Origin of the sequence: Actinomadura sp. NPDC023710 (genome assembly GCF_040639875.1) — a bacterium.
Taxonomy (GTDB): domain Bacteria; phylum Actinomycetota; class Actinomycetes; order Streptosporangiales; family Streptosporangiaceae; genus Spirillospora; species Spirillospora citrea.
Genome location: NZ_JBFAGB010000004.1, coordinates 173,864 through 192,341, shown reverse-complemented (window position 1 = coordinate 192,341; position 18,478 = coordinate 173,864). Strand labels below are relative to the sequence as shown.

18 protein-coding genes are annotated in these 18,478 nt (G+C 71.7%); 9 read left to right on the top strand and 9 right to left on the bottom strand.

Annotated elements, in window-relative coordinates:
• Positions 1-9 precede the first annotated feature (9 nt).
• The 4 genes from AB0H37_RS06620 to AB0H37_RS06605 are packed head-to-tail and all read left to right on the top strand — an operon-like array spanning position 10 to position 3,787.
• Entirely contained in the window at positions 10-954 is a 945-nt protein-coding gene (locus tag AB0H37_RS06620) for a sugar ABC transporter permease (protein WP_329096603.1), read from the top strand.
• Positions 954-1,784 carry a carbohydrate ABC transporter permease gene (locus AB0H37_RS06615; protein ID WP_179831856.1) on the top strand — a complete coding sequence of 277 codons (831 nt, stop codon included), beginning with the start codon at positions 954-956 and terminating at the stop codon, positions 1,782-1,784. Before AB0H37_RS06620 ends, AB0H37_RS06615 begins: the two co-directional genes overlap by 1 nt.
• 10 nt (positions 1,785-1,794) lie before the next feature.
• Complete coding sequence (gene ugpC / locus AB0H37_RS06610) at positions 1,795-3,042, top strand: sn-glycerol-3-phosphate ABC transporter ATP-binding protein UgpC (RefSeq protein ID WP_329096601.1); 1,248 nt, start codon at positions 1,795-1,797, stop codon at positions 3,040-3,042.
• Positions 3,043-3,100: 58 nt separating this feature from the next.
• A complete protein-coding gene (locus AB0H37_RS06605; RefSeq protein ID WP_360611779.1) occupies positions 3,101-3,787 on the top strand; it encodes a class I SAM-dependent methyltransferase in 687 nt (228 codons plus the stop codon).
• A 61-nt stretch (positions 3,788-3,848) separates the two neighbouring features.
• On the opposite strand, the gene AB0H37_RS06600 is transcribed toward AB0H37_RS06605, so the two are convergent.
• Positions 3,849-4,901, bottom strand: coding sequence for a helix-turn-helix domain-containing protein (locus AB0H37_RS06600; protein WP_360611778.1), 1,053 nt, complete (start codon positions 4,899-4,901; stop codon positions 3,849-3,851).
• Positions 4,902-5,229: 328 nt separating this feature from the next.
• Between AB0H37_RS06600 and AB0H37_RS06595 the strand changes: the two genes are divergently transcribed.
• Positions 5,230-5,811: a hypothetical protein gene (locus AB0H37_RS06595; protein WP_329096594.1), complete on the top strand. Its 582-nt coding sequence runs from the start codon at positions 5,230-5,232 to the stop codon at positions 5,809-5,811.
• Positions 5,812-5,927: 116 nt separating this feature from the next.
• Here the strand turns inward: AB0H37_RS06595 and AB0H37_RS06590 are convergent, their stop codons facing one another.
• Positions 5,928-6,479, bottom strand: coding sequence for a GNAT family N-acetyltransferase (locus AB0H37_RS06590; protein WP_329096592.1), 552 nt, complete (start codon positions 6,477-6,479; stop codon positions 5,928-5,930).
• An 11-nt stretch (positions 6,480-6,490) separates the two neighbouring features.
• Positions 6,491-7,027, bottom strand: coding sequence for a nuclear transport factor 2 family protein (locus AB0H37_RS06585; protein WP_360611777.1), 537 nt, complete (start codon positions 7,025-7,027; stop codon positions 6,491-6,493).
• Between the two features lie 122 nt (positions 7,028-7,149).
• Here AB0H37_RS06585 and AB0H37_RS06580 point away from each other — a divergent pair, with 122 nt between their 5' ends.
• Positions 7,150-8,115 (top strand): alpha/beta hydrolase, encoded by a 966-nt coding sequence (locus AB0H37_RS06580; protein ID WP_360611776.1) that lies wholly within the window; start codon positions 7,150-7,152, stop codon positions 8,113-8,115.
• A gap of 7 nt (positions 8,116-8,122) precedes the next feature.
• On the opposite strand, the gene fahA is transcribed toward AB0H37_RS06580, so the two are convergent.
• The 4 genes from fahA to AB0H37_RS06560 all read right to left on the bottom strand — a co-directional run bounded on the left by fahA (position 8,123) and on the right by AB0H37_RS06560 (position 11,972).
• Positions 8,123-9,289 carry a fumarylacetoacetase gene (gene fahA, locus AB0H37_RS06575; protein WP_360611775.1) on the bottom strand — a complete coding sequence of 389 codons (1,167 nt, stop codon included), beginning with the start codon at positions 9,287-9,289 and terminating at the stop codon, positions 8,123-8,125.
• Positions 9,286-10,152 carry a hypothetical protein gene (locus AB0H37_RS06570; RefSeq protein ID WP_360611774.1) on the bottom strand — a complete coding sequence of 289 codons (867 nt, stop codon included), beginning with the start codon at positions 10,150-10,152 and terminating at the stop codon, positions 9,286-9,288. The genes fahA and AB0H37_RS06570 overlap by 4 nt, the downstream gene beginning before the upstream one ends.
• Complete coding sequence (locus tag AB0H37_RS06565; RefSeq protein WP_179831864.1) at positions 10,149-11,354, bottom strand: cupin domain-containing protein; 1,206 nt, start codon at positions 11,352-11,354, stop codon at positions 10,149-10,151. The genes AB0H37_RS06570 and AB0H37_RS06565 overlap by 4 nt, the downstream gene beginning before the upstream one ends.
• An 84-nt stretch (positions 11,355-11,438) precedes the next feature.
• Positions 11,439-11,972 carry a MarR family transcriptional regulator gene (locus AB0H37_RS06560; protein WP_179831865.1) on the bottom strand — a complete coding sequence of 178 codons (534 nt, stop codon included), beginning with the start codon at positions 11,970-11,972 and terminating at the stop codon, positions 11,439-11,441.
• A gap of 190 nt (positions 11,973-12,162) precedes the next feature.
• Here AB0H37_RS06560 and AB0H37_RS06555 point away from each other — a divergent pair, with 190 nt between their 5' ends.
• On the top strand, positions 12,163-13,896 hold the full coding sequence (locus tag AB0H37_RS06555) for a pyruvate dehydrogenase (RefSeq protein ID WP_360611773.1): 1,734 nt from the start codon (positions 12,163-12,165) through the stop codon (positions 13,894-13,896).
• Positions 13,897-13,915: 19 nt separating this feature from the next.
• Here the strand turns inward: AB0H37_RS06555 and AB0H37_RS06550 are convergent, their stop codons facing one another.
• Entirely contained in the window at positions 13,916-14,500 is a 585-nt protein-coding gene (locus AB0H37_RS06550) for a helix-turn-helix domain-containing protein (RefSeq protein WP_329096580.1), read from the bottom strand.
• Positions 14,501-14,682: 182 nt separating this feature from the next.
• Here AB0H37_RS06550 and AB0H37_RS06545 point away from each other — a divergent pair, with 182 nt between their 5' ends.
• Together AB0H37_RS06545 and AB0H37_RS06540 are read left to right on the top strand one after the other, a co-directional pair.
• Positions 14,683-16,251 carry an MDR family MFS transporter gene (locus AB0H37_RS06545; RefSeq protein ID WP_360611772.1) on the top strand — a complete coding sequence of 523 codons (1,569 nt, stop codon included), beginning with the start codon at positions 14,683-14,685 and terminating at the stop codon, positions 16,249-16,251.
• Positions 16,252-16,347: 96 nt separating this feature from the next.
• Positions 16,348-17,952, top strand: coding sequence for an AMP-binding protein (locus AB0H37_RS06540; RefSeq protein WP_360611771.1), 1,605 nt, complete (start codon positions 16,348-16,350; stop codon positions 17,950-17,952).
• Between the two features lie 5 nt (positions 17,953-17,957).
• Here AB0H37_RS06540 and AB0H37_RS06535 read toward each other — a convergent pair whose 3' ends face one another.
• A complete protein-coding gene (locus tag AB0H37_RS06535; RefSeq protein ID WP_329096576.1) occupies positions 17,958-18,365 on the bottom strand; it encodes an ATP-binding protein in 408 nt (135 codons plus the stop codon).
• Between the last annotated feature and the right edge of the window lie 113 nt (positions 18,366-18,478).

Sequence of the window (18,478 nt, the reverse complement as noted above, 5' to 3'; positions counted from 1 at the left end):
GGTGTCCGGATGACGTCCGCAGGAACGGCACCGAAGGTCGACCGCTCGGACGGCGCCCCCGCCCGCCCGGAGATCTCCGACCGCGGCCGCGCCGAGCGCAGGCTCGGGCTGCTGCTCTCGCTGCCCGCCGTGGTGGTGATGCTGCTGGTCACCGCGTATCCGCTGGTCAACGCCGTCTACGAGTCGCTGTTCAGCTACCGGATCACCGCGCCCGAGGACCGGCACTTCGTCGGCCTCGGCAACTACGCGACCGCGCTGTCGGACGCCCTGTTCTGGCAGACGGTGCTCACCACCCTGATCATCACCGTGGCCACGGTGGGGGTGGAGCTGGTCATCGGGTTCGCGCTCGCGATGGTGATGCACCGGGCCGTCTTCGGGCGGCGGACGGTGCGGACCGCGATCCTGCTGCCCTACGGGATCGTCACGGTCATCTCCGCGTTCGCCTGGAAGTACGCCTTCGACGTCCAGTCGGGGTTCGTCAACTCCTGGTTCGGGCTCGGCGACTTCGCCTGGTTCTCCGACCGCTGGGCGGCGCTGTTCGTGATCATCCTGTCGGAGATCTGGAAGACGACCCCGTTCGTGTCCCTGCTGCTCCTCGCCGGGCTGGCACAGGTGCCGGCCGACCTCGGCGAGGCCGCGACGGTGGACGGCGCGACGGCGTGGCAGCGCCTCAAACGGGTCACGATCCCCAACATGAAGGCCGCGATCCTCGTCGCGGTGCTGTTCCGGACGCTGGACGCGTGGCGGATCTTCGACAACGTGTTCATCATGACGTCCGGCCAGGAGAAGACGCAGGTGCTGTCGTTCCTGACCTACCAGCAGATCATCACCCGGACCGAGCTCGGCCTCGGCAACGCCGTCGGGGTGCTGCTGTTCCTGTCGGTGGTGCTGATCGCCGCCGTGTTCATCAAGGGGTTCCGGGTGGACCTCTCCCAGGTGCGAGGTGACCGCTGATGGAGTCGGCGCGCTCGAAGTCGCTGTGGATCGTGGCCTCGCTGCTGATCCTGGTGTGGACGGCGTTCCCGATCGTGTGGATCGTGATGCTGTCGTTCAAGCAGCCCAGCGAGATCGGCAACGTCCAGGGCTTCTTCCCGAAGACCTGGACGTGGGACAACTACGAGACGGTCTTCAAGACCGACCTGTTCACCTCGGCGCTGATCAACTCGATCGGCATCTCGCTGATCGCCACGTTCGTCGGGGTGGTGTTCGCGACGCTGGTGGCCTACGCCATCGCGCGGCTGGAGTTCCCCGGCAAGCGGCTGATCCTGTCGTTCGCGCTCGCCATCGCGATGTTCCCGGTGGTGTCGCTGGTCGGACCGCTGTTCGACCTGTGGCGCAACATCGGCCTGTACGACACCTGGCCGGGCCTGATCATCCCCTACATCTCGTTCGCGCTGCCGCTCGCGATCTGGACGCTGTCGGCGTTCTTCCGCGAGATCCCGTGGGAGATGGAGCAGGCCGCGCAGGTGGACGGGGCCACCACCTGGCAGGCGTTCCGCAAGGTGATCGTCCCGCTGGCGGCGCCCGGCGTGTTCACCGCCGCGATCCTGACCTTCTTCTTCTGCTGGAACGACTTCGTCTTCGGGATCTCGCTGACCTCCACCGACCGGGCCCGGCCCGTCCCGGCGGCGCTGGCGTTCTTCACCGGGGAGTCCTACTTCGAGCAGCCCACCACCGCCATCTGCGCCGCCGCCGTCGTCGTCACGGTCCCGGTCGTGATCATCGTTCTGGCGTTCCAGCGCCGCATCGTGGCCGGGCTGACGTCCGGCGCCGTCAAAGGCTGAGAGGGAGACCATGGCCGCCATCACCATGAAGAACATCGTCAAGCGGTACGGCGACGGTTTCCCGGCCGTGAACGACGTCTCCCTCGACGTCCGGGACGGCGAGTTCATGATCCTGGTCGGGCCGTCCGGCTGCGGCAAGTCCACGCTGCTGCGGATGATCGTCGGGCTGGAGGACATCACGTCCGGCGAGATGCTCATCGGCGACCGGGTCGTCAACAAGATCGCGCCGCGGCAGCGGAACCTGTCGATGGTGTTCCAGAACTACGCGCTCTACCCGCACCTCAGCGTGTTCGAGAACATCGCCTTCCCGCTCCGCCTCGCCAAGGTCGCCGGCGACGAGGTGCGGCGGCGCGTCGACGAGACCGCCGAGCTGCTGGAGCTGACCGAGCATCTGGACCGCAAGCCCGCGAACCTGTCCGGCGGGCAGCGGCAGCGGGTCGCGATGGGCCGCGCGATCGTCCGGCAGGCGGACGCGTTCCTGTTCGACGAGCCGCTGTCGAACCTGGACGCCAAGCTGCGCGGGCAGATGCGCACCGAGATCTCCCGGCTCCAGCGGCGCCTCGGCGTCACCACCGTGTACGTCACGCACGACCAGACGGAGGCGATGACGCTCGGCGACCGGGTCGCGGTGCTGCGCAGGGGCGACCTGCAGCAGGTGGGGAGCCCGCGCGAGCTGTACGAGGAGCCGGTCAACCTGTTCGTGGCCGGGTTCATCGGGTCGCCGTCCATGAACTTCCTGCCGGCGTCCGTGGATCGCTCCGGCGACGGCGTGTTCCTGGAGACGCCGCTCGGGCGGTTCGAGCTGCGCGACGCGCGCAAGGCCGCCGCGATCGGCGACCGGTCGGTCGTCCTCGTCGGGATCCGCCCGGAGCACTTCGAGGACGCCTCGCTCGTCGGTGAGGAGAAGCGGGCGCGCGGCAGCCTCGTGCGGATCCGGGTGGACGTGACCGAATGGCTGGGCAACGAGCAGTACGCCTACATCCCGTACGAGGCGCCCGAGGACCTCACCGCCCAGCTGCGCGACCTGTCGCGCGAGCTCGACGGCGACCAGCTGCGGACCCAGGCGGTCGTGGCGCTGGACGCGGCCAGCATGATCGCGCCGGGGCGCGAGGCGGAGCTGTGGATCGACACGACGCGGGTGCACCTGTTCGACCCGGCCACCGGCGAGAACCTGACCCGCGACGAGGAGCGCGTCGCGCAGCTGGACCGCCTCGCCGAGGAGTCGCGCGCCGCCCACAGGGAGGCGCAGAGGACCTGACAGAGACCGGTCGTCCCCCCTGACGCGAACGGTTGATCTCTCTGGCACGATCGGAGGCATGTACGAGCGCTTCGCCCACGAGTACGCCGCCCACGCCGAGGACAGCTCCTACAACGCCCTCTACGACCGTCCCGCCGTCCTCGGCCTCGCGGGGGACGTGGCCGGCCTCACCGTCTTCGACGCCGCGTGCGGCCCCGGCCTCTACGCCCGGGAACTGCTGGAGCGCGGCGCCGGCGTCGCCGGCTGCGACGTCAGCCCGACCTTCGTCGACATGGCGCGGAAGCGCACCGGAGGCCGCGCCGACCTGCGCGTCCACGACCTGTCCACGCCCGTGGCCTGGATGCCGGACGCCTCTGTCGACCTGGTGGTGCTCGCGCTGGCCCTGCATTACTTCGACGACCGGGTCGCGCTGCTGAGGGAGTTCCGCCGCCTCCTTGCCCCGGGCGGTGCGCTCGTCCTCTCGACCGAGCACCCGATGGCGGGGTGGCTGCGCCTGGGCGGCTCCTACTTCCTCGAAGAGCCGGTGGAGGAGTCGCTGAGTCCCGAACGGGACTGGCCGATCCGGGCGTGGCGGCGCCCCCTGACGGCGATCTGCGCCGAGTTCCGCGCGGCCGGGTTCCTCATCGAGGAGCTCCTGGAGCCGCGTCCCGCCCCGGAGATGGCCGACCGCCACCCCGAAGACCACGCCAAGCTGGAGCGGTCCCCCGCCTTCGTCGCCTTCCGCCTGGTCCCGGCCCGGTCCTGATACTCGCGCCCCGCGGCCCGGACGTGCGGCCGGGGGCGGCCGACAAGATCAGCCGCCAGCGTCAGCCGACGGGGTCGTCCTGGACGTTGTAGGGGCGGCAGCCGTGATGGTCGGCGCCGGGCGTGAGGCCGTCGCCGCGGACCAGATGGTCGGTGCCGTAGCCGCGGCGCTGCTGGTAGGCCCAGTAGGCGCGGCGGGCGGGGCTCGTCCACCGCTCGAAGACCAGGACCTCGCGCACGTCGGCGCCGCCGCTGGCCTTGATCACGAGATCGCCGGGGAGCAGCGAGGCCATCGGGATCCGGCGGCAGTAGGACGCCTCGAGCAGCGCCGAGTTGGGGCCGGGCTTCGGCAGCCCGAGCGCCATGGACGCATACCCCGAGCCGTCGGTCCGGTAGCCCTGGAAGCCGGCGTTCTGGTCGTAGGGCACCCGCCGGGCGCTGTGCGGATGCCAGGACCGGGCCCGGACCAGGACGTCGTGGCGGCTGAGCACCTTGACGGGCCGCCGGGCCGTCTCGGACGGCCGGGCGCCCGCGTCCCCGGCCACCGGCGGCGTCTGCAACGCCGCGCCCAGGGCGACCCCGGCGCTCCCGGCGACGAGCGTGCAACCGGCGACGGCACCGAGGAAGAGCAACCGGCGGGGGCGCGTCCGCCCGGCCCATGACCCCGCGTGCACGGGCTCGCCGGGCCCGAGGTCGGTGGTGCGGCTCAGGTCGGAGACGAGCACCGTGTCGGCGCCGGACACCGCATCGGTGACGGGCTCTGCGGGGTCGGGTGCGGTGGGGGGCGGGGCGGCGGTGAGGGGCTCGGCCGTGGTCGCCACCTCCACCGCGGACGGGGCCGAGCGCCGGGCCTCGTCCGCCACCTCCCACAGGACGGCGAGGCGGCGCGCGTCCGCGCCGCACAGGTCCGCGAGCGAGACGACGGCGTCGGCCGGGATCCACGTCTCCCCGCTGAGCCAGCGGCTCCAGGACGAGCGGCTCGCATGCGTCCTGCGCTCCAGGGCGCGCAGATCGAGCCCGGATTCCTCCTTCAGGGCGCGCAGCTCGGTGAGCAGGATCCGCACCGCCTCGGGCAGGCCGTCGGGCAGCGGAGTCGGCGGTCGTCTTCGGCTCATTGCTTGTCTCCCTCGGGCAGGGCTGGCCATTATGCCCAGTTCCCTCTGCGCCGGTAAGTGAACCGAAGCTTGATCACCCAGTGTTCTTGAATAGGTACCGAATGTGATCGCCATGCGCATTCAGCGCTGTCTCGCTGTCCCGCGCCATCCCTTGCTGGGACGGCGTTCTCGCAGTTCGGAAGCGTCTCGTGCGTCCCGGTGTCCCAACCTTTCCGGGGGGCTTGCCGAATGGCGCATGATGATCCCTATCGTGTGCCGGGTCGATCGACACCCCCGAACTCCGCGCCCGACGGGGCGCAATTCCCGCACAATTCACGGAGGATTGCCAATGGCTTCCCCTCGGACCGTTCTCCTCGGCGTCAGCTCCCTGGCGCTGGCCGGTGGAACCGCCTTCGGCCTGTACGGCGTGTCCACCCCCGACGCGCCCTCGGCGCCGGCGCGGGGCGTCCAGCTCCAGGCGGCGGACGGCCAGGTCGCGGTCGCGGCCGTCCCGAAGGTCACCCGGAACCAGGTGATCGCCCGGGCCAAGACCTGGCACCCGCACACCGGCAGCCGCGTCCCCTACAGCCAGTCGAAGACCCACGGCGGCTACCGCACCGACTGCTCCGGCTACGCGTCCATGACGCTGCGCCTGCCCAAGCCCGGCCCCAACACCGTCGGCCTGGCCTCGTCCACCTACAGCAAGCGGATCTCGATGTCGCAGCTGAAGAAGGGCGACCTCATCATCGACGCGATCGGGAGCAACACGACCCGGCACGTCGTCATCTTCGAGAAGTGGACCAGCAGCAAGCACACCGCCTACTGGGCGTACGAGCAGCGCGGCGGCTACGGCACCGACCACCGCACCCGCACGTACGGGCTGTCCAGCGGCAGCCAGTACAAGGCCTACCGGCCGAAGAACATCACCTGATCTGATCCTGCTCCCCGCGAAGTGCCCGGCCGGACCCCTCCCGGCCGGGCGCTTCGCCGTGCGTCGGCTACGCGGGCGTCTCGGCGATCTCCGAGCGCCCCACCTCGCGTCAGGCGTCAGCGGAGCTTCTTCACCAGCAGCTCGAACTCCAGGTCGTCGCGCTTGGGCAGGCCGAAGCGCTCGTCGCCGTACGGGAACGGGCTCGTCTTGCCGGTCCGGGCGTAGCCGCGCCGGACGTACCAGGCGATCAGGTCCTCGCGCAGGCTGATCACCGTCATGTGCATCTCGGCCGCGCCCCACTGCTCGCGCGCCCGCCGCTCGGCCTCGGCGAGGACCCGGCGGCCGAGCCCGCCGCCCTGCTGGGACGGGCTGACGGCGAACATGCCGAAGTAGGCGTGCCCGCCGCGGTCCTCCAGCTGGCAGCAGGCCGTGAGCGCGCCGTCCGACTCGGCCACCAGCATCACCGCGCGCGGGTCGTGCACCACGGCCGCGACGGCGTCCGGGTCCGTGCGCCGGCCGTCGAGGAGGTCGGCCTCGGTGGTCCATCCGGCGCGGCTGGAGTCCCCGCGGTAGGCGCTCTCCACGAGCGCGACGAGGGCCGGGACGTCGTCCGCCGCGGCCGTCCGGAAGATCGGTTCCATCCTGCTCACCAGGTTCGCGCTGCTCATCGGATGCGACTCTAGCCGGGCCGCGCGGCCCCCTGGCCGGTCGCCTGGTCGGTCGCCTGGTCGACGCGGCAGCCGGGGCCGAGCGGACGGGTGATCGTCCAGTGGCGGCGGAAGTGGCACCTGGCCATCTTCCAGCGGCCGTCCTCGACCACGTACTCGTCGTCGTACTCGCCGGTGCTCACCGACTCGGTGCCGTCCTCCAGGTTCACCTGGCGGAACTTGAGCGTCCAGCGTCCCGACGCGCGCGTCCCGTCGTGCACGGTGATGTCCGGATGCGTCGCGTGGTGCATGTCGAGGACGACGTTCCTGCCGTCGACCTTCCGGAGCGCGATCGACTCGAAGACCCTGACCATGCCCTCGGCGTCGTCGAACGCGCCCAGCCGGCCGTAGTCGATCGAGGCGCCCGAGGCGATGAAGCAGGCCCGGAACTCCTCCGGGTCCTTGGCGTCGCAGGCCCGCAGGTAGCGGTGCTTGAGCGCCTTGATCTCCTCGATGGCCTCCAGCCGGGCGACGCGCGCGGCGAGGTCGGGACTCGGGGACTGCGACATGGTGGCCCGACCTTGGCCGACGGGACGGCCGCCCGTCCAGCCGCCGTCTCGGTGAACGGGAGGTCGGTGCACCGTGCCGCGCGCGAGGCCTCAGGATCGTCCTACCGGAGGGAGGACCCGGCATGAGCTTCCGCGAACGTCACCGCATGCTGGACGCGGGCGACGTCACCCTTCACGTGGCCGAGCAGGGCGACGGCGTCCCGGTGGTGATGTGCCATGGCTTCCCGGGCCTCTGGTACAGCTGGCGGCGGCAGCTCCCGGCGCTGGCCGAGGCCGGGTACCGGGCGATCGCCCTCGACATGCGGGGATACGGGCGCAGCAGCCGCCCGCCTTCGCCGCGGGCCTACGACCGGCGGCACACGGTCGCCGACCTCGTCGGCGTCCTGGACGCCCTGGGCATCGACGAGGCCGTCTTCGCGGGCCACGACTTCGGGGCCGCTCTCGTCTGGGACCTGCCCCAGTGGGCCCCTGGGCGGGTCAAGGCGCTGATGCAGCTGAGCGTGCCGCGCATGCCCGTCTCGAAGCGTCCGCCCACCGAGCTATACGCGCGGATGGCCGAACAGCACTTCGTCCATGTGCACTACTTCCAGGAGGAGGGCCCTGCGGACGAGGAGTTGGGGGCCGACCCGGAGCGCTTCCTGGCGAACCTCTTCTGGGCGCTCAGCGGCGGCTACCGGTACCTCGATGTCTGGCGGCATCCAAGCGAAGGCAACGGATACCTCGATGTACTCCCCGAAGCCCCGCCCCTGCCATGGCCGTGGTTGTCGCGGGATGAGTTCGCCTTCTACACCGACGAGTTCCGCCGGACGGGCTTCACCGGTGGCCTCAACTGGTACCGGGCCTACGACCACGTCTGGAACGAGAAGCAGAACCGTCCGGACGAGCCTGTCACCGTTCCCACGTTGTTCCTCGTGGGCGAGCGTGACCCCGTCCTCCAGATGATGGGTTCCGACGCCCTGAAGCAGATGGAGGCCCGCGTCCCGGGCCTGCGCGACGTCCACGTCATCGAGGGCGCCGGTCACTTCGTCCAGATGGAGGCGGCCGGCGAGGTCAACGAGGCGATGCTCGCCTTCCTCGCCGGCCTCTGAAACCCCGTCAGCGGGCGGGGAGGATGCGGCCGGTCACCTCTCCGAAGCCGATGCGGGCACCGGAGGGGCCGGGGGCCGAGGCGGTGATCGAGACCTCGTCGCCGTCCTCCAGGAAGGTGCGCGGCTCGCCGTTGACCGTCACGGGCTCCTTGCCGCCCCACGTGAGCTCGATGAAGGCGCCGCGCTGGTCCTTGGCCGGGCCCGAGACCGTCCCGGAGGCGAACAGGTCGCCGGTGCGGGACGAGGCGCCGTTCACCGTCATGTGCGCGAGCAACTGGGCGGGCGACCAGTACATCTCCCGGTAGGGCGGACGGGAGACGACCTGCCCGTTCCAGGAGACGGCGAGGTCGAGGTCCAGGCCCCACGGGTTCTTCTCGCGCAGGTAGGGCAGCGGCTCGGGATCCTGCGGCGGCGTGGCGACGCGGGCGGCCTCCAGGGCGAGGAGCGGGACGACCCAGTGGGACACCGACGTCGCGAAGCTCTTCCCCAGGAACGGGCCGAGCGGTACGTACTCCCACGCCTGGATGTCGCGGGCCGACCAGTCGTTGACCAGGACGACCCCGAACACGCGCTCGTCGAAGTCGTCCGCGCTCACCGGGTCGCCCAGCGCCGAGCCGGTGCCGACCACGAAACCGACCTCGGCCTCGACGTCCAAGCGGCGGCTCTCCCCGAAGGTGGGCGCGGTCTGGCCCTTGCGCTGCCCGCTCGGGCGCACGATCGGCGTCCCGGACGGGACGACCGTCCCGGCGCGGCCGTGGTACCCGACCGGCAGGTGCTTCCAGTTCGGCATGAGCGGCTCGGAGTCCGGGCGGAACAGCCGGCCGAGGTTGGACGCGTGGTGCTCGGAGGCGTAGAAGTCCACGTAGTCGGCGACCTCGAACGGCAGGTGCGGCGTCACCTGGTCGAGGGGGTGGACGGCCTCGTCCGGGACGTCCTCGGAGACCAGGTCGAGGATCTGCTCGCGAACCTCGACCCAGCGCGCGTGGCCCTCGGCCATGAACGGGTTCAGCGACGGAGCGGCGAAGACGCCGTCGCCGAGGCCGGCCGCGAGGTCCACCACGGAGTCGGCCACGCGGACGCCCACGCGGGGCGCCGTGCCCGGGGTCGAGAACACGCCGTAGGGGAGGTTGGCGAGCCCGAAGAGGGAGTCCTCGGGGATCGCGATGCGGGTCATCGGGAGGTCTCCAGCAGTGCGGACCCGAGCAGCCCGAGGTCCGCGAGTTCGGTCAGGGGGTCGGTGATGCTGCACGTCCCGAACGACAGGAAGCGGGCGCGGGCCGCGGCCGTGCGCGCCTCGCCGAGCTCCGCCACACGGGCGGCGACCGACGGCGCGTCGCGGTCGGCCAGGACGGCGGCGAGCTCCGCGTCCGGGCGGCCGTCCAGGGCGGCGTCGGTCGCGAGCAGCAGGTTCAGGAAGCCGTGCTGGTGGAACCCGGTCTCCGGGTCGGTGTTCCGGACGGGATGGTGCAGCCCCGCCGTCGCCTTGAACGGCACGCCGGCGGCCACGACCGCCGTGACGGCGGCGGCCAGCTCGTCCGGGCCCGGGTACAGGTGGGCCTTCACCCCGCCGGTGCGGAACTTCGCGCGGTCGCCGCGCGCGGCGACCGCCTCGATGAACGCGGGCCGCCGCTCGTCGCGGGGTATCTCGACGTACACGGGCACGCCGGGGCGGCCGAGCACGCGGAAGAACTCCTCGGGGTCCATGCCGGGCGGGACGGCGACCTCCAGCCCGCGCACCTCGACGGGCAGGTCGGCGGCGACGCCCACCGCCTTCGCGGCCTCGCACGGGCCGTTCGGCGCGGTGATCGACACGTCGAGCGGCTCGTCGCCGAGCAGCGGGTACAGCGCGTCGAGCGCGGTGGCGGGCAGCACGAGCGGGCCGACGAGCCCGGCGTAGGCGGCGGCGCGGTGGTCGCGGTGCGCCGGGACGGCGTCGGCCAGCGGCGCGAGCCCCGGCGGGAAGACGGCGGCGTCGTCGCACAGGCCCAGCGCGAACCGGGGGAGGGTGAACGGGGGGATCGCGAACCGGGAGGTCATCGCCGCCCCGCCCACGTCCAGGCGTACGCCTCGTCCTCGCAGGCCAGGCCGCCCTCGCCCAGTTCGAGCGGGCGGAAGGTGTCGACCATGACCGCCAGCTCGTCGAAGAACTCGACGCCGATGCTGCGCTCGTAGGCGCCGGGCTGCGGGCCGTGCGCGAGGCCGCCCGGGTGCACCGAGACCGAGCCCTGCCCGATGCCGGAGCCCTTGCGCGCCTCGTAGTCGCCGCCGCAGTAGAACATGATCTCGTCGGAGTCCACGTTCGAGTGGTAGTAGGGCACCGGGATCGACAGCGGGTGGTAGTCCACCTTGCGCGGCACGAAGTTGCAGACCACGAAGTTGTGGCCCTCGAACACCTGGTGGACGGGCGGCGGCTGGTGGACGCGGCCGGTGATCGGCTCGAAGTCGTGGACGCTGAACGTGAACGGGTACAGGCAGCCGTCCCAGCCGACGACGTCGAACGGGTGGCGCGCGTAGGTCAGCCGGGTGCCGGTGATGCCGCGCGACGTGCGGTGCTTGACGAGGACCTCGACGTCCGTGCCGTCGGCCTGGAGGGGTTCGCCCGGGCCGTGCAGGTCGCGCTCGCAGTACGGGGCGTTCTCCAGGAACTGGCCGTAGCGCGACAGGTAGCGCTTCGGCGGCGCGACGTGGCCGGTGGCCTCGATCGCGTACGCGCGCAGCGGCTGGTCCCCGGTCGGCAGCCACCGGTGCGTGGTCGAGGCCGGGATGACGACGTAGTCGCCCTGCTCCGCGTCCACCGCCCCGAAGATCGTCTCGACCGTGGCGGTGCCGGACTCGATGTAGACGATCTCGTCGCCGGTCGCGTTGCGGTACAGCGGCGAGTCCGCGGCGGACACGACGTAGGAGAGCCGGACGTCGCCGTTGCCGAGGACGACCCGGCGGCCGGTGACGACGTCGGTCTCGGACCACGTCTCCTTGGGGAACAGCTCGTGCAGCTTGAGATGGCGCGGCCGCAGCGGATGGTTGGGCGTCGTGGTCTGGTCGGGGACGTCCCAGACCCGTGAGTCGACGATCGCGGACGGGATCTCCCGGTGGTACAGCAGTGACGAGTCGGAGGAGAAGCCCTCCTCGCCCATCAGTTCCTCGAAGTGAAGCCGCTCCTCGCCGTCCCCGTGACCGATGTGACGGTGCTGGGTGTGGCGTTTCGGCGGCACGTGGCCGACCCGGCGGTAGTGGGCCATGCTCCCTCGCCTCCGATGATTAATGCATTTACTACTTTCTGTCGACCCTACGGCTGTTCTCCCTCTGGAGGGAAGTCCCTAATCTCAGCTCCGCTCGCGGACGTCGAACGACCCGCGCCCCGCCATGAGCTTGTCCAGCAGCATGATGAGCATCCGCTGCTCGGTCTCGGTGAGCACGTCCGCCCACTGCCGCTCGCGCTCGTTCTGCCCGGCGAAGATCTCCAGCATGGCGTCCTGTCCCCGCTCGGTCAGCGACAGGATCACCGACCGGCCGTCCCGCTCGCCCGGGGTGCGCACGAGCATCCCGTCCGCGACGAGCGTCTTGCTCAGGTTGGAGACGGCGGCCCTGCTCATCCCGGCCAGCGTGGCGGCGCGGCCCGGCTCCAGCGGCCCGGCGAGCCAGGTCACGAACAGCAGCCGGAAGGCCGACCAGGAGTGGCCGCGCGGCCGGTGCACCGTGGACTCCAGGTCGTAGGTGACGATCGCCGACGCCCGGTTCAGCGTCAGCAGCAGCCGCGTCGCCAGCCGGTGCCGGAACCCGAACTCCTCCGAGAGCCGCCGTCCCGCGAGATCGACGAACGACCAGAAGTCCAGCTCCGCCCCGCCGTCCGCGCTCATCTGTGCGTGCTCATCTCTGCGTGCTCATTTGCCCGTGCTCATTCCCTCGCCGGCCCGCCGATCTAGTTCATGGATTGACTATTTAACTCCTGTGGGGCGCGAGTGTCAGCCGGCCCGGTGTCAGACGTGAGCCATCGGGCATTGCCGGAGCGGAGAGAAGTGCCGGGGGGACTCAGCGGGGGAGAGGCGAATGGCGACCGTCGCCGACCAGTTCATCGAGGTGCTGCGGCAGGCCGGCGTCCGGCGGATCTACGGGGTGGTGGGCGACAGCCTCAACCCGGTCGTGGACGCCGTGCGGCGGACGCGCGGGATCGACTGGGTGCACGTCCGCAACGAGGAGGCGGGCGCGTTCGCGGCGGCGGCCGAGGCGCAGACCACGGGAAGGCTCGCCGTGTGCGCGGGCAGCTGCGGCCCCGGCAACACCCACCTCGTCCAGGGCCTGTACGACGCGCACCGGTCGGGCGCGCCGGTGCTGGCGCTGGCGTCGCAGATCCCGAGCGTGCAGATCGGCAGCGGCTACTTCCAGGAGACCCACCCCGAGCGGCTGTTCGTCGACTGCAGCCACTTCTGCGAGCCGATCGTCACCCCGGAGCAGATGCCGCGCCTCCTGCGGACCGCGATCCAGCATGCGATCGGGCTCGGTGGCGTCGCCGTGCTGACCCTTCCCGGCGACGTCGCGGGCAGTGACACGGCCGCCCCCACCGGCGAGCACGACTTCCTCGTCCGCAAGGGGATCGTCCGCCCGCCGTCCGACCAGGTCGAGCAGCTCGCCGGCGCGCTGAACCGGGCGCGGAAGGTGATGCTGTTCTGCGGCTCCGGCGTCCGGGACGCCCACGCCGAGGTGATCGAACTGGCGCACCGGCTGCTCTCGCCGGTCGGCCACGCGCTGCGCGGCAAGGAGTGGATCCAGTACGACAACCCGTTCGACGTGGGCATGAGCGGCCTGCTCGGCTACGGCGCCTGCTACGAGGCGATGCAGGACGCCGATCTCGTCCTGCTGCTCGGCACCGACTTCCCCTACGACCCGTTCCTGCCGGGCAAGAACACCATTCAGGTGGACGACGACCCGTCGAAGCCGGGGCGCCGGACCCCGCTCGACCTCGCGGTCCACGGGGACGTCGGGGAGACGATCCGGCTCGTCCTGGACAAGGTCGAGCAGAAGCACGACCGCTCCTACCTCGACGAGATGCTGCACCGCCACACGCGGGCGCTGGAGGGCGTGGTCTCCGCCTACACCCGCGACATCGACCGGCACATCCCGATCCATCCCGAGTACGTCGCCGGCGTCCTGGACGACCTCGCCGACGACGACGCGATCTTCACCGTGGACACCGGGATGTGCAACGTCTGGGCCGCGCGCTACATCACCCCCAACGGGCGCCGCCGCGTGATGGGCTCGTTCGTCCACGGCTCCATGGCCAACGCGCTCCCGCACGCCATCGGCGCGCAGTTCGGCGCGCCCGGACGCCAGGTCGTCTCGATCTCCGGCGACGGCGGTCTCGGCATGCTGCTCGGCGAGCTGCTCACGGTGAAGCTGCACCGCGTCCCCGTGAAGATCATCCTGTTCGACAACGCGTCGCTCGGCATGGTGCGCCTGGAGATGATGGTGGACGGCCTGCCGTCCTACGAGACCGACCACGAGCCCGTCGACTACGCCGCGATCGCCGAGGCCGCCGGCATCGAGTCGGCGCGGGTGGAGCGCCCGTCCGACGTCCGCACCGTGATGGAGCGCGCGCTCGCCGCGCCCGGCCCCTACCTGGTGGACGTCGTGACCGACCCGAACGCCCTGTCCATCCCGCCCCGCATCACGCCGCAGCAGGTGAAGGGCTTCGCGCTGTCGGCCGGCAAGACCGTCCTCACCGGCGGCGTCGGCAAGATGCTCGACCTGGCCCGCAGCAACCTGCGCAACATCCCCCGCCCCTGACGGACCGGCGACCGGCCGGTCAGCGGAAGTCGCGGGCCATCTCGGTGAGGGTCTCGGCCGCGACCTCGGCGAGGGGGCGGACGGGCTGCTCCTCGATCCAGGTCAGGGACGCGATGCGCAGCGCGGTCATGAAGGCGCCGGCCATGACGCGGGAGCGCAGCCGGGGGAGGCCGTCCCGGGCGGCGATCTGGTCGGCGAGGGCGCGCTCGAACTCGGCGTAGTTGGCGAGTTGCCGCCCGAGGACGGACGGGTGGTTGCGCGCGAGGCGCGTCTGCGCGGCCCACCTGGGGTCCAGCTCGCCGGTCTCCGCGTGCAGGACGTCCAGCGAGGCGCGCAGTGCCGTCCAGGACGACTCGCCGGGCGGACGGGACGCGAAGGTCTCCAGCACGGCGCGCATCCGCTGCTCGTCGCCGTACAGGAGGGCGTCCTCCTTGCCGGCGAAGTAGTTGGAGAAGGTGCGGCGGGACACGCCCGCCGCGTCGGCGATGGCCTCGACGGTGACCTCGTCGAGGCCGTGCTCGACGGCGAGGCGCATCGCGGCCTCGTGCAGGGCGCTCCGCGTCGCCTCCTTCTTGCGCTCGCGCAGCCCGCCGGTGGTCTCCATGGTCGCACCAGCCTAGCGGGCAAAAACCTGCCCAGCGCGAAATTTTGCGCAGTGGGAATAAAGTCTCGGAGGTGGAAGTTGATCCCCTCGTTCCCACTTCACCCGGAGAGGCCCACCTCGCCGTGGCCCACTTCACCCGGAGGCGTTCCTTGACCGAGCAGGTCCCCGCGAGATCGGCCCCGATGTCGCATCGCCAGATCCTCGAAGCGCTCAGCGGCCTGCTGCTGGTGCTGTTCGTTGCGATGCTGAGCAGCACCGTCGTGTCCACCGCGCTGCCGCAGATCATCGGTGCGCTCAAGGGCAGCCAGTCGCAGTACACCTGGGTCGTCACCGCGACGCTGCTCGTGTCGACCGCCAGTACCCCGATCTGGGGCAAGCTGGCCGACCTCTATGACAAGAAGACGCTGCTCCAGGCGGGCGTCGGCATCTTCGTCCTGGCGTCGGTGGCGTCCGGGTTCGCGCAGAGCACCGCGCAGCTCATCGCGTTCCGCGCGGTGCAGGGCCTCGGCGTCGGAGCGCTGCAGATCCTCGTCCAGATCATCATGGCGGCGATGATCAGTCCGCGGGACCGGGGCCGCTACTACGGCTACCTCGGCGGCGTGATGGCCGTCGCCACGGTCGGCGGGCCGCTGCTCGGCGGGCTCATCGTCGACTCCGCACTCGGCTGGCGCTGGTGCTTCTTCATCGGCGTGCCGTTCGCGGTCGTGGCCTTCGGGCTGCTGCAGAAGACCCTGCGGCTCCCGCACGTCCGGCGGCCGAACGTCAAGATCGACTACGTGGGCGCGACGCTCATCGCCGCCGGCGTCAGCGTGCTGCTGATCTGGGTCACGTTCGTCGGCGAGAACTTCGCCTGGGCGTCGTGGCAGACGGCCGCGATGGCCGGCTCCGGCGTCGCGCTGCTCGCCGCGGCCGTGTGGGTCGAGTCCCGCGCGGCGGAGCCGATCGTCCCGCTGGACATCGTGGCGCGCCGCAACACCGCGCTCGCCATCACGGCCAGCCTCGCCGTCGGCATGGCGATGTTCGGCGGCGCCGTCTTCCTCGGCCAGTACTTCCAGATCGGGCGCGGCTACAGCCCGACCAAGGCGGGCCTGCTCACCTTCCCGATGATGCTCGGCGTGTTCGGCGCGTCCACCGTGGCCGGGCGGCTCGCCTCCAGGACCGGCAAGGTCAAGCCCTACATCCTCATCGGGACGGTCGTGCTGACCGCCGGGTTCGGCCTGCTGGCCACCATCGACCACCAGACCTCGCTCGTCTTCATCGGCGCCGCGATGTTCCTGGTCGGCGCCGGAGTCGGCATGACGATGCAGAACCTCGTCCTCGTCGTGCAGAACTCGGTGCGCCTGGACGAGATCGGCGCCGCGAGCGGGACGGTCACGTTCTTCCGCTCCCTCGGCGGGACGGTCGGCGTCTCGGTGCTCGGCGCCGTCCTGGCGAACCAGGTCGCGGACCGGATCGCCGACGGGCTGCGCAGGCTCGGGGTGAGCCCCGGCGCGGGCGGCGGCGACGCGGGCACCCTCGACATCCGCGCGCTGCCCGCGCCCGTCCAGGAGATCGTCCGGGCCGCCTACGGCGACGCCACCGGCCACATCTTCCTGATCTCCGCGGCGATCGCGGTCGTCGGCATCGTCGCGGCGGCGCTCCTCAAGCCGGTGACGCTGCGCGACAGCCTCGACCTCGGGGGCTCGTCGGAACCCGCGAAGCAGGACGTCCCCGCGCCCGCCGCGGAGGGCCGCGCGTTGTCAGGCTCCTGACAAAAGCCCGGTCGAAGAGCTGGGCCAAGTCAGAAGAGGACGAGAGCCTCCGTCCGTACGGTCGGTACCCCCAACCCCGTACCCCGGAGGCGGCAGATGAGCGGACGATCGGAGTTCGGGCGCCGCGCGGTGTCGGTCGGCCGGGCGGGCGGGATGTTCGCCCGCAGCGGCCTGTGGCGTCCCGGACCGCCGCTGAGGGTCGCCCGCCAGCTCGGCGCCCTGCGCCGCTGGGGCACCCTGCTCGGCGGGACGCTCGCCTCCGCCGCCGCCCGCGACCCCGGCGCCGTCGCGATCGTCGACGACGCCGGGGAGCTGACCTACGGCGAGGTCGACGCCCGCACCGACCGTCTCGCGGCCGCCCTCTGCGGCCCCGGCTCCCGCGCCGCGCCGCGCGTCGCCGTCCTGTGCCGCAACCACCGCGGCATGGTCGAGGCGCTCGTCGCGTGCAGCAAGCGCGGCTCCGACCTCGTCCTGCTCAACACCGGGATGAGCACCGAGCAGCTCGTGACCGTCGTGCGGCAGCAGGAGGTCGAGGTGGTGATCGCCGACGCGGAGTTCGCCGGCTTCATCGCGGCCGTGCCGACGACCGTGCGGGTGGTCACCGCGGGCGGGACGGGCTCGGAGCTGGAGAACCTCATCGTCACGGCGCCCGCCGCGCCGATCGGCCCCCCGGAGAGAGCGGGCCGGACGATCGTGCTCAGCTCCGGCACGACCGGCCGCCCCAAGGGCGCCGACCGGCACTCGCGCCCCGGGCTGTCGCCGCTGGCGTCGATCCTGTCCCGCATCCCCTACCGGGTGCACGAGCGGATGCTCATCGAGGCTCCGCTGTTCCACACCTGGGGCTACGCGATGCTCCAGATCGCGGTCTCGCTGCGCGCCACGATCGTCCTGCGGGCCCGGTTCGATCCCGAGCAGACGCTGCGCACGATCGACCAGACCCGCGCGACCGCGCTGGTCGCGGTCCCGGTCATGCTGCAACGCGTCCTGGACGTCCCGGAGGCCGCGCGCCGCGAGCACGACACGTCCGCGCTGCGGATCGCGGCCGTCAGCGGCTCGGCGCTGCCCGCGACGCTCGCCACCGCCTTCATGGACGGGTTCGGCGACGTCCTCTACAACCTTTACGGGTCGACGGAGGCGTCCTGGGTGACGATCGCGACGCCCGCCGACCTGCGCGCCCGCCCCGACACCGCGGGCACGCCGCCGCCCGGGACGCGGGTCGCGGTCCTGGACGACGCGGGCGACCCCGTCCCGCCCGGCACCACGGGCCGGATCTTCGCCGCGAACGAGCTGCTGTTCGCCGGCTACACCAGCGGCGGCACCAAGGAGATGCGCGACGGCCTGATGAGCCTCGGAGACATCGGCCACCTCGACGGGCAGGGCCGGCTCTTCGTGCACGGCCGCGACGACGACATGATCGTCTCGGGCGGGGAGAACGTCTTCCCCAGCGCGATCGAGGAGGTGCTGGAGAAGCTGCCGCAGGTACGGGAGGTCGCCGTGATCGGCGTCCCGGACGAGGAGTTCGGCCAGCGCGCCGCCGCGTTCGTCGTCCTGCGCGAGGGCGAGACCCTCGACGGAGACGCCGTCCGCGCCCACGTCCGCGACCACCTGGCCCGCTACGCGGTCCCGCGCGACGTCCACTTCCTGGACGCCCTGCCCCGCAATCCCACCGGCAAGGTCCTCCGCCGCGCCCTCCACCCTTGACGGGGTCAGACGGCGGCGGAGGGGCGGCGGCCGTCGACGATGAACCAGAGGCGGGTGCGGTGGGGGGTCTGGTCCAGGCCCCATTCGTCGGCGAGGGCGTCGATGACGGTGAGGCCGCGGCCGTGGTCGAGGCGGGGCGGGCCGTTGGGGTCGGACTGGGCGGGGCCGTCGTCGGACACCTCGACGTGCAGGCGCCTTCCGTCGGTGGCGATCGTGACGCTGATGAGGCCGGAACCGTGCAGGATGGCGTTGGCGACGCCCTCGGCGGTCATCAGCTCGACGTCGTCGAGGAGCGTCTCGTCCGCGAAGACCTTCGCGGCGCGCTCGCGGACGGCGCGGCGGGCGCGGCGGCCGCCGTCGCCCTCCCCGGTGAAGCCGATCGGTTCGCCGAGCCGTTCCATCCCCTCGGTCACTGCATCACCACACTCGGTTCGAGTAGCGCTCCGCAATCATTCACTTGCACTGAGTGACCGGGTAACGCGACGTACGCTTTGATCTTCGGCCTTTCCGTGACAGGTCGGCCTAG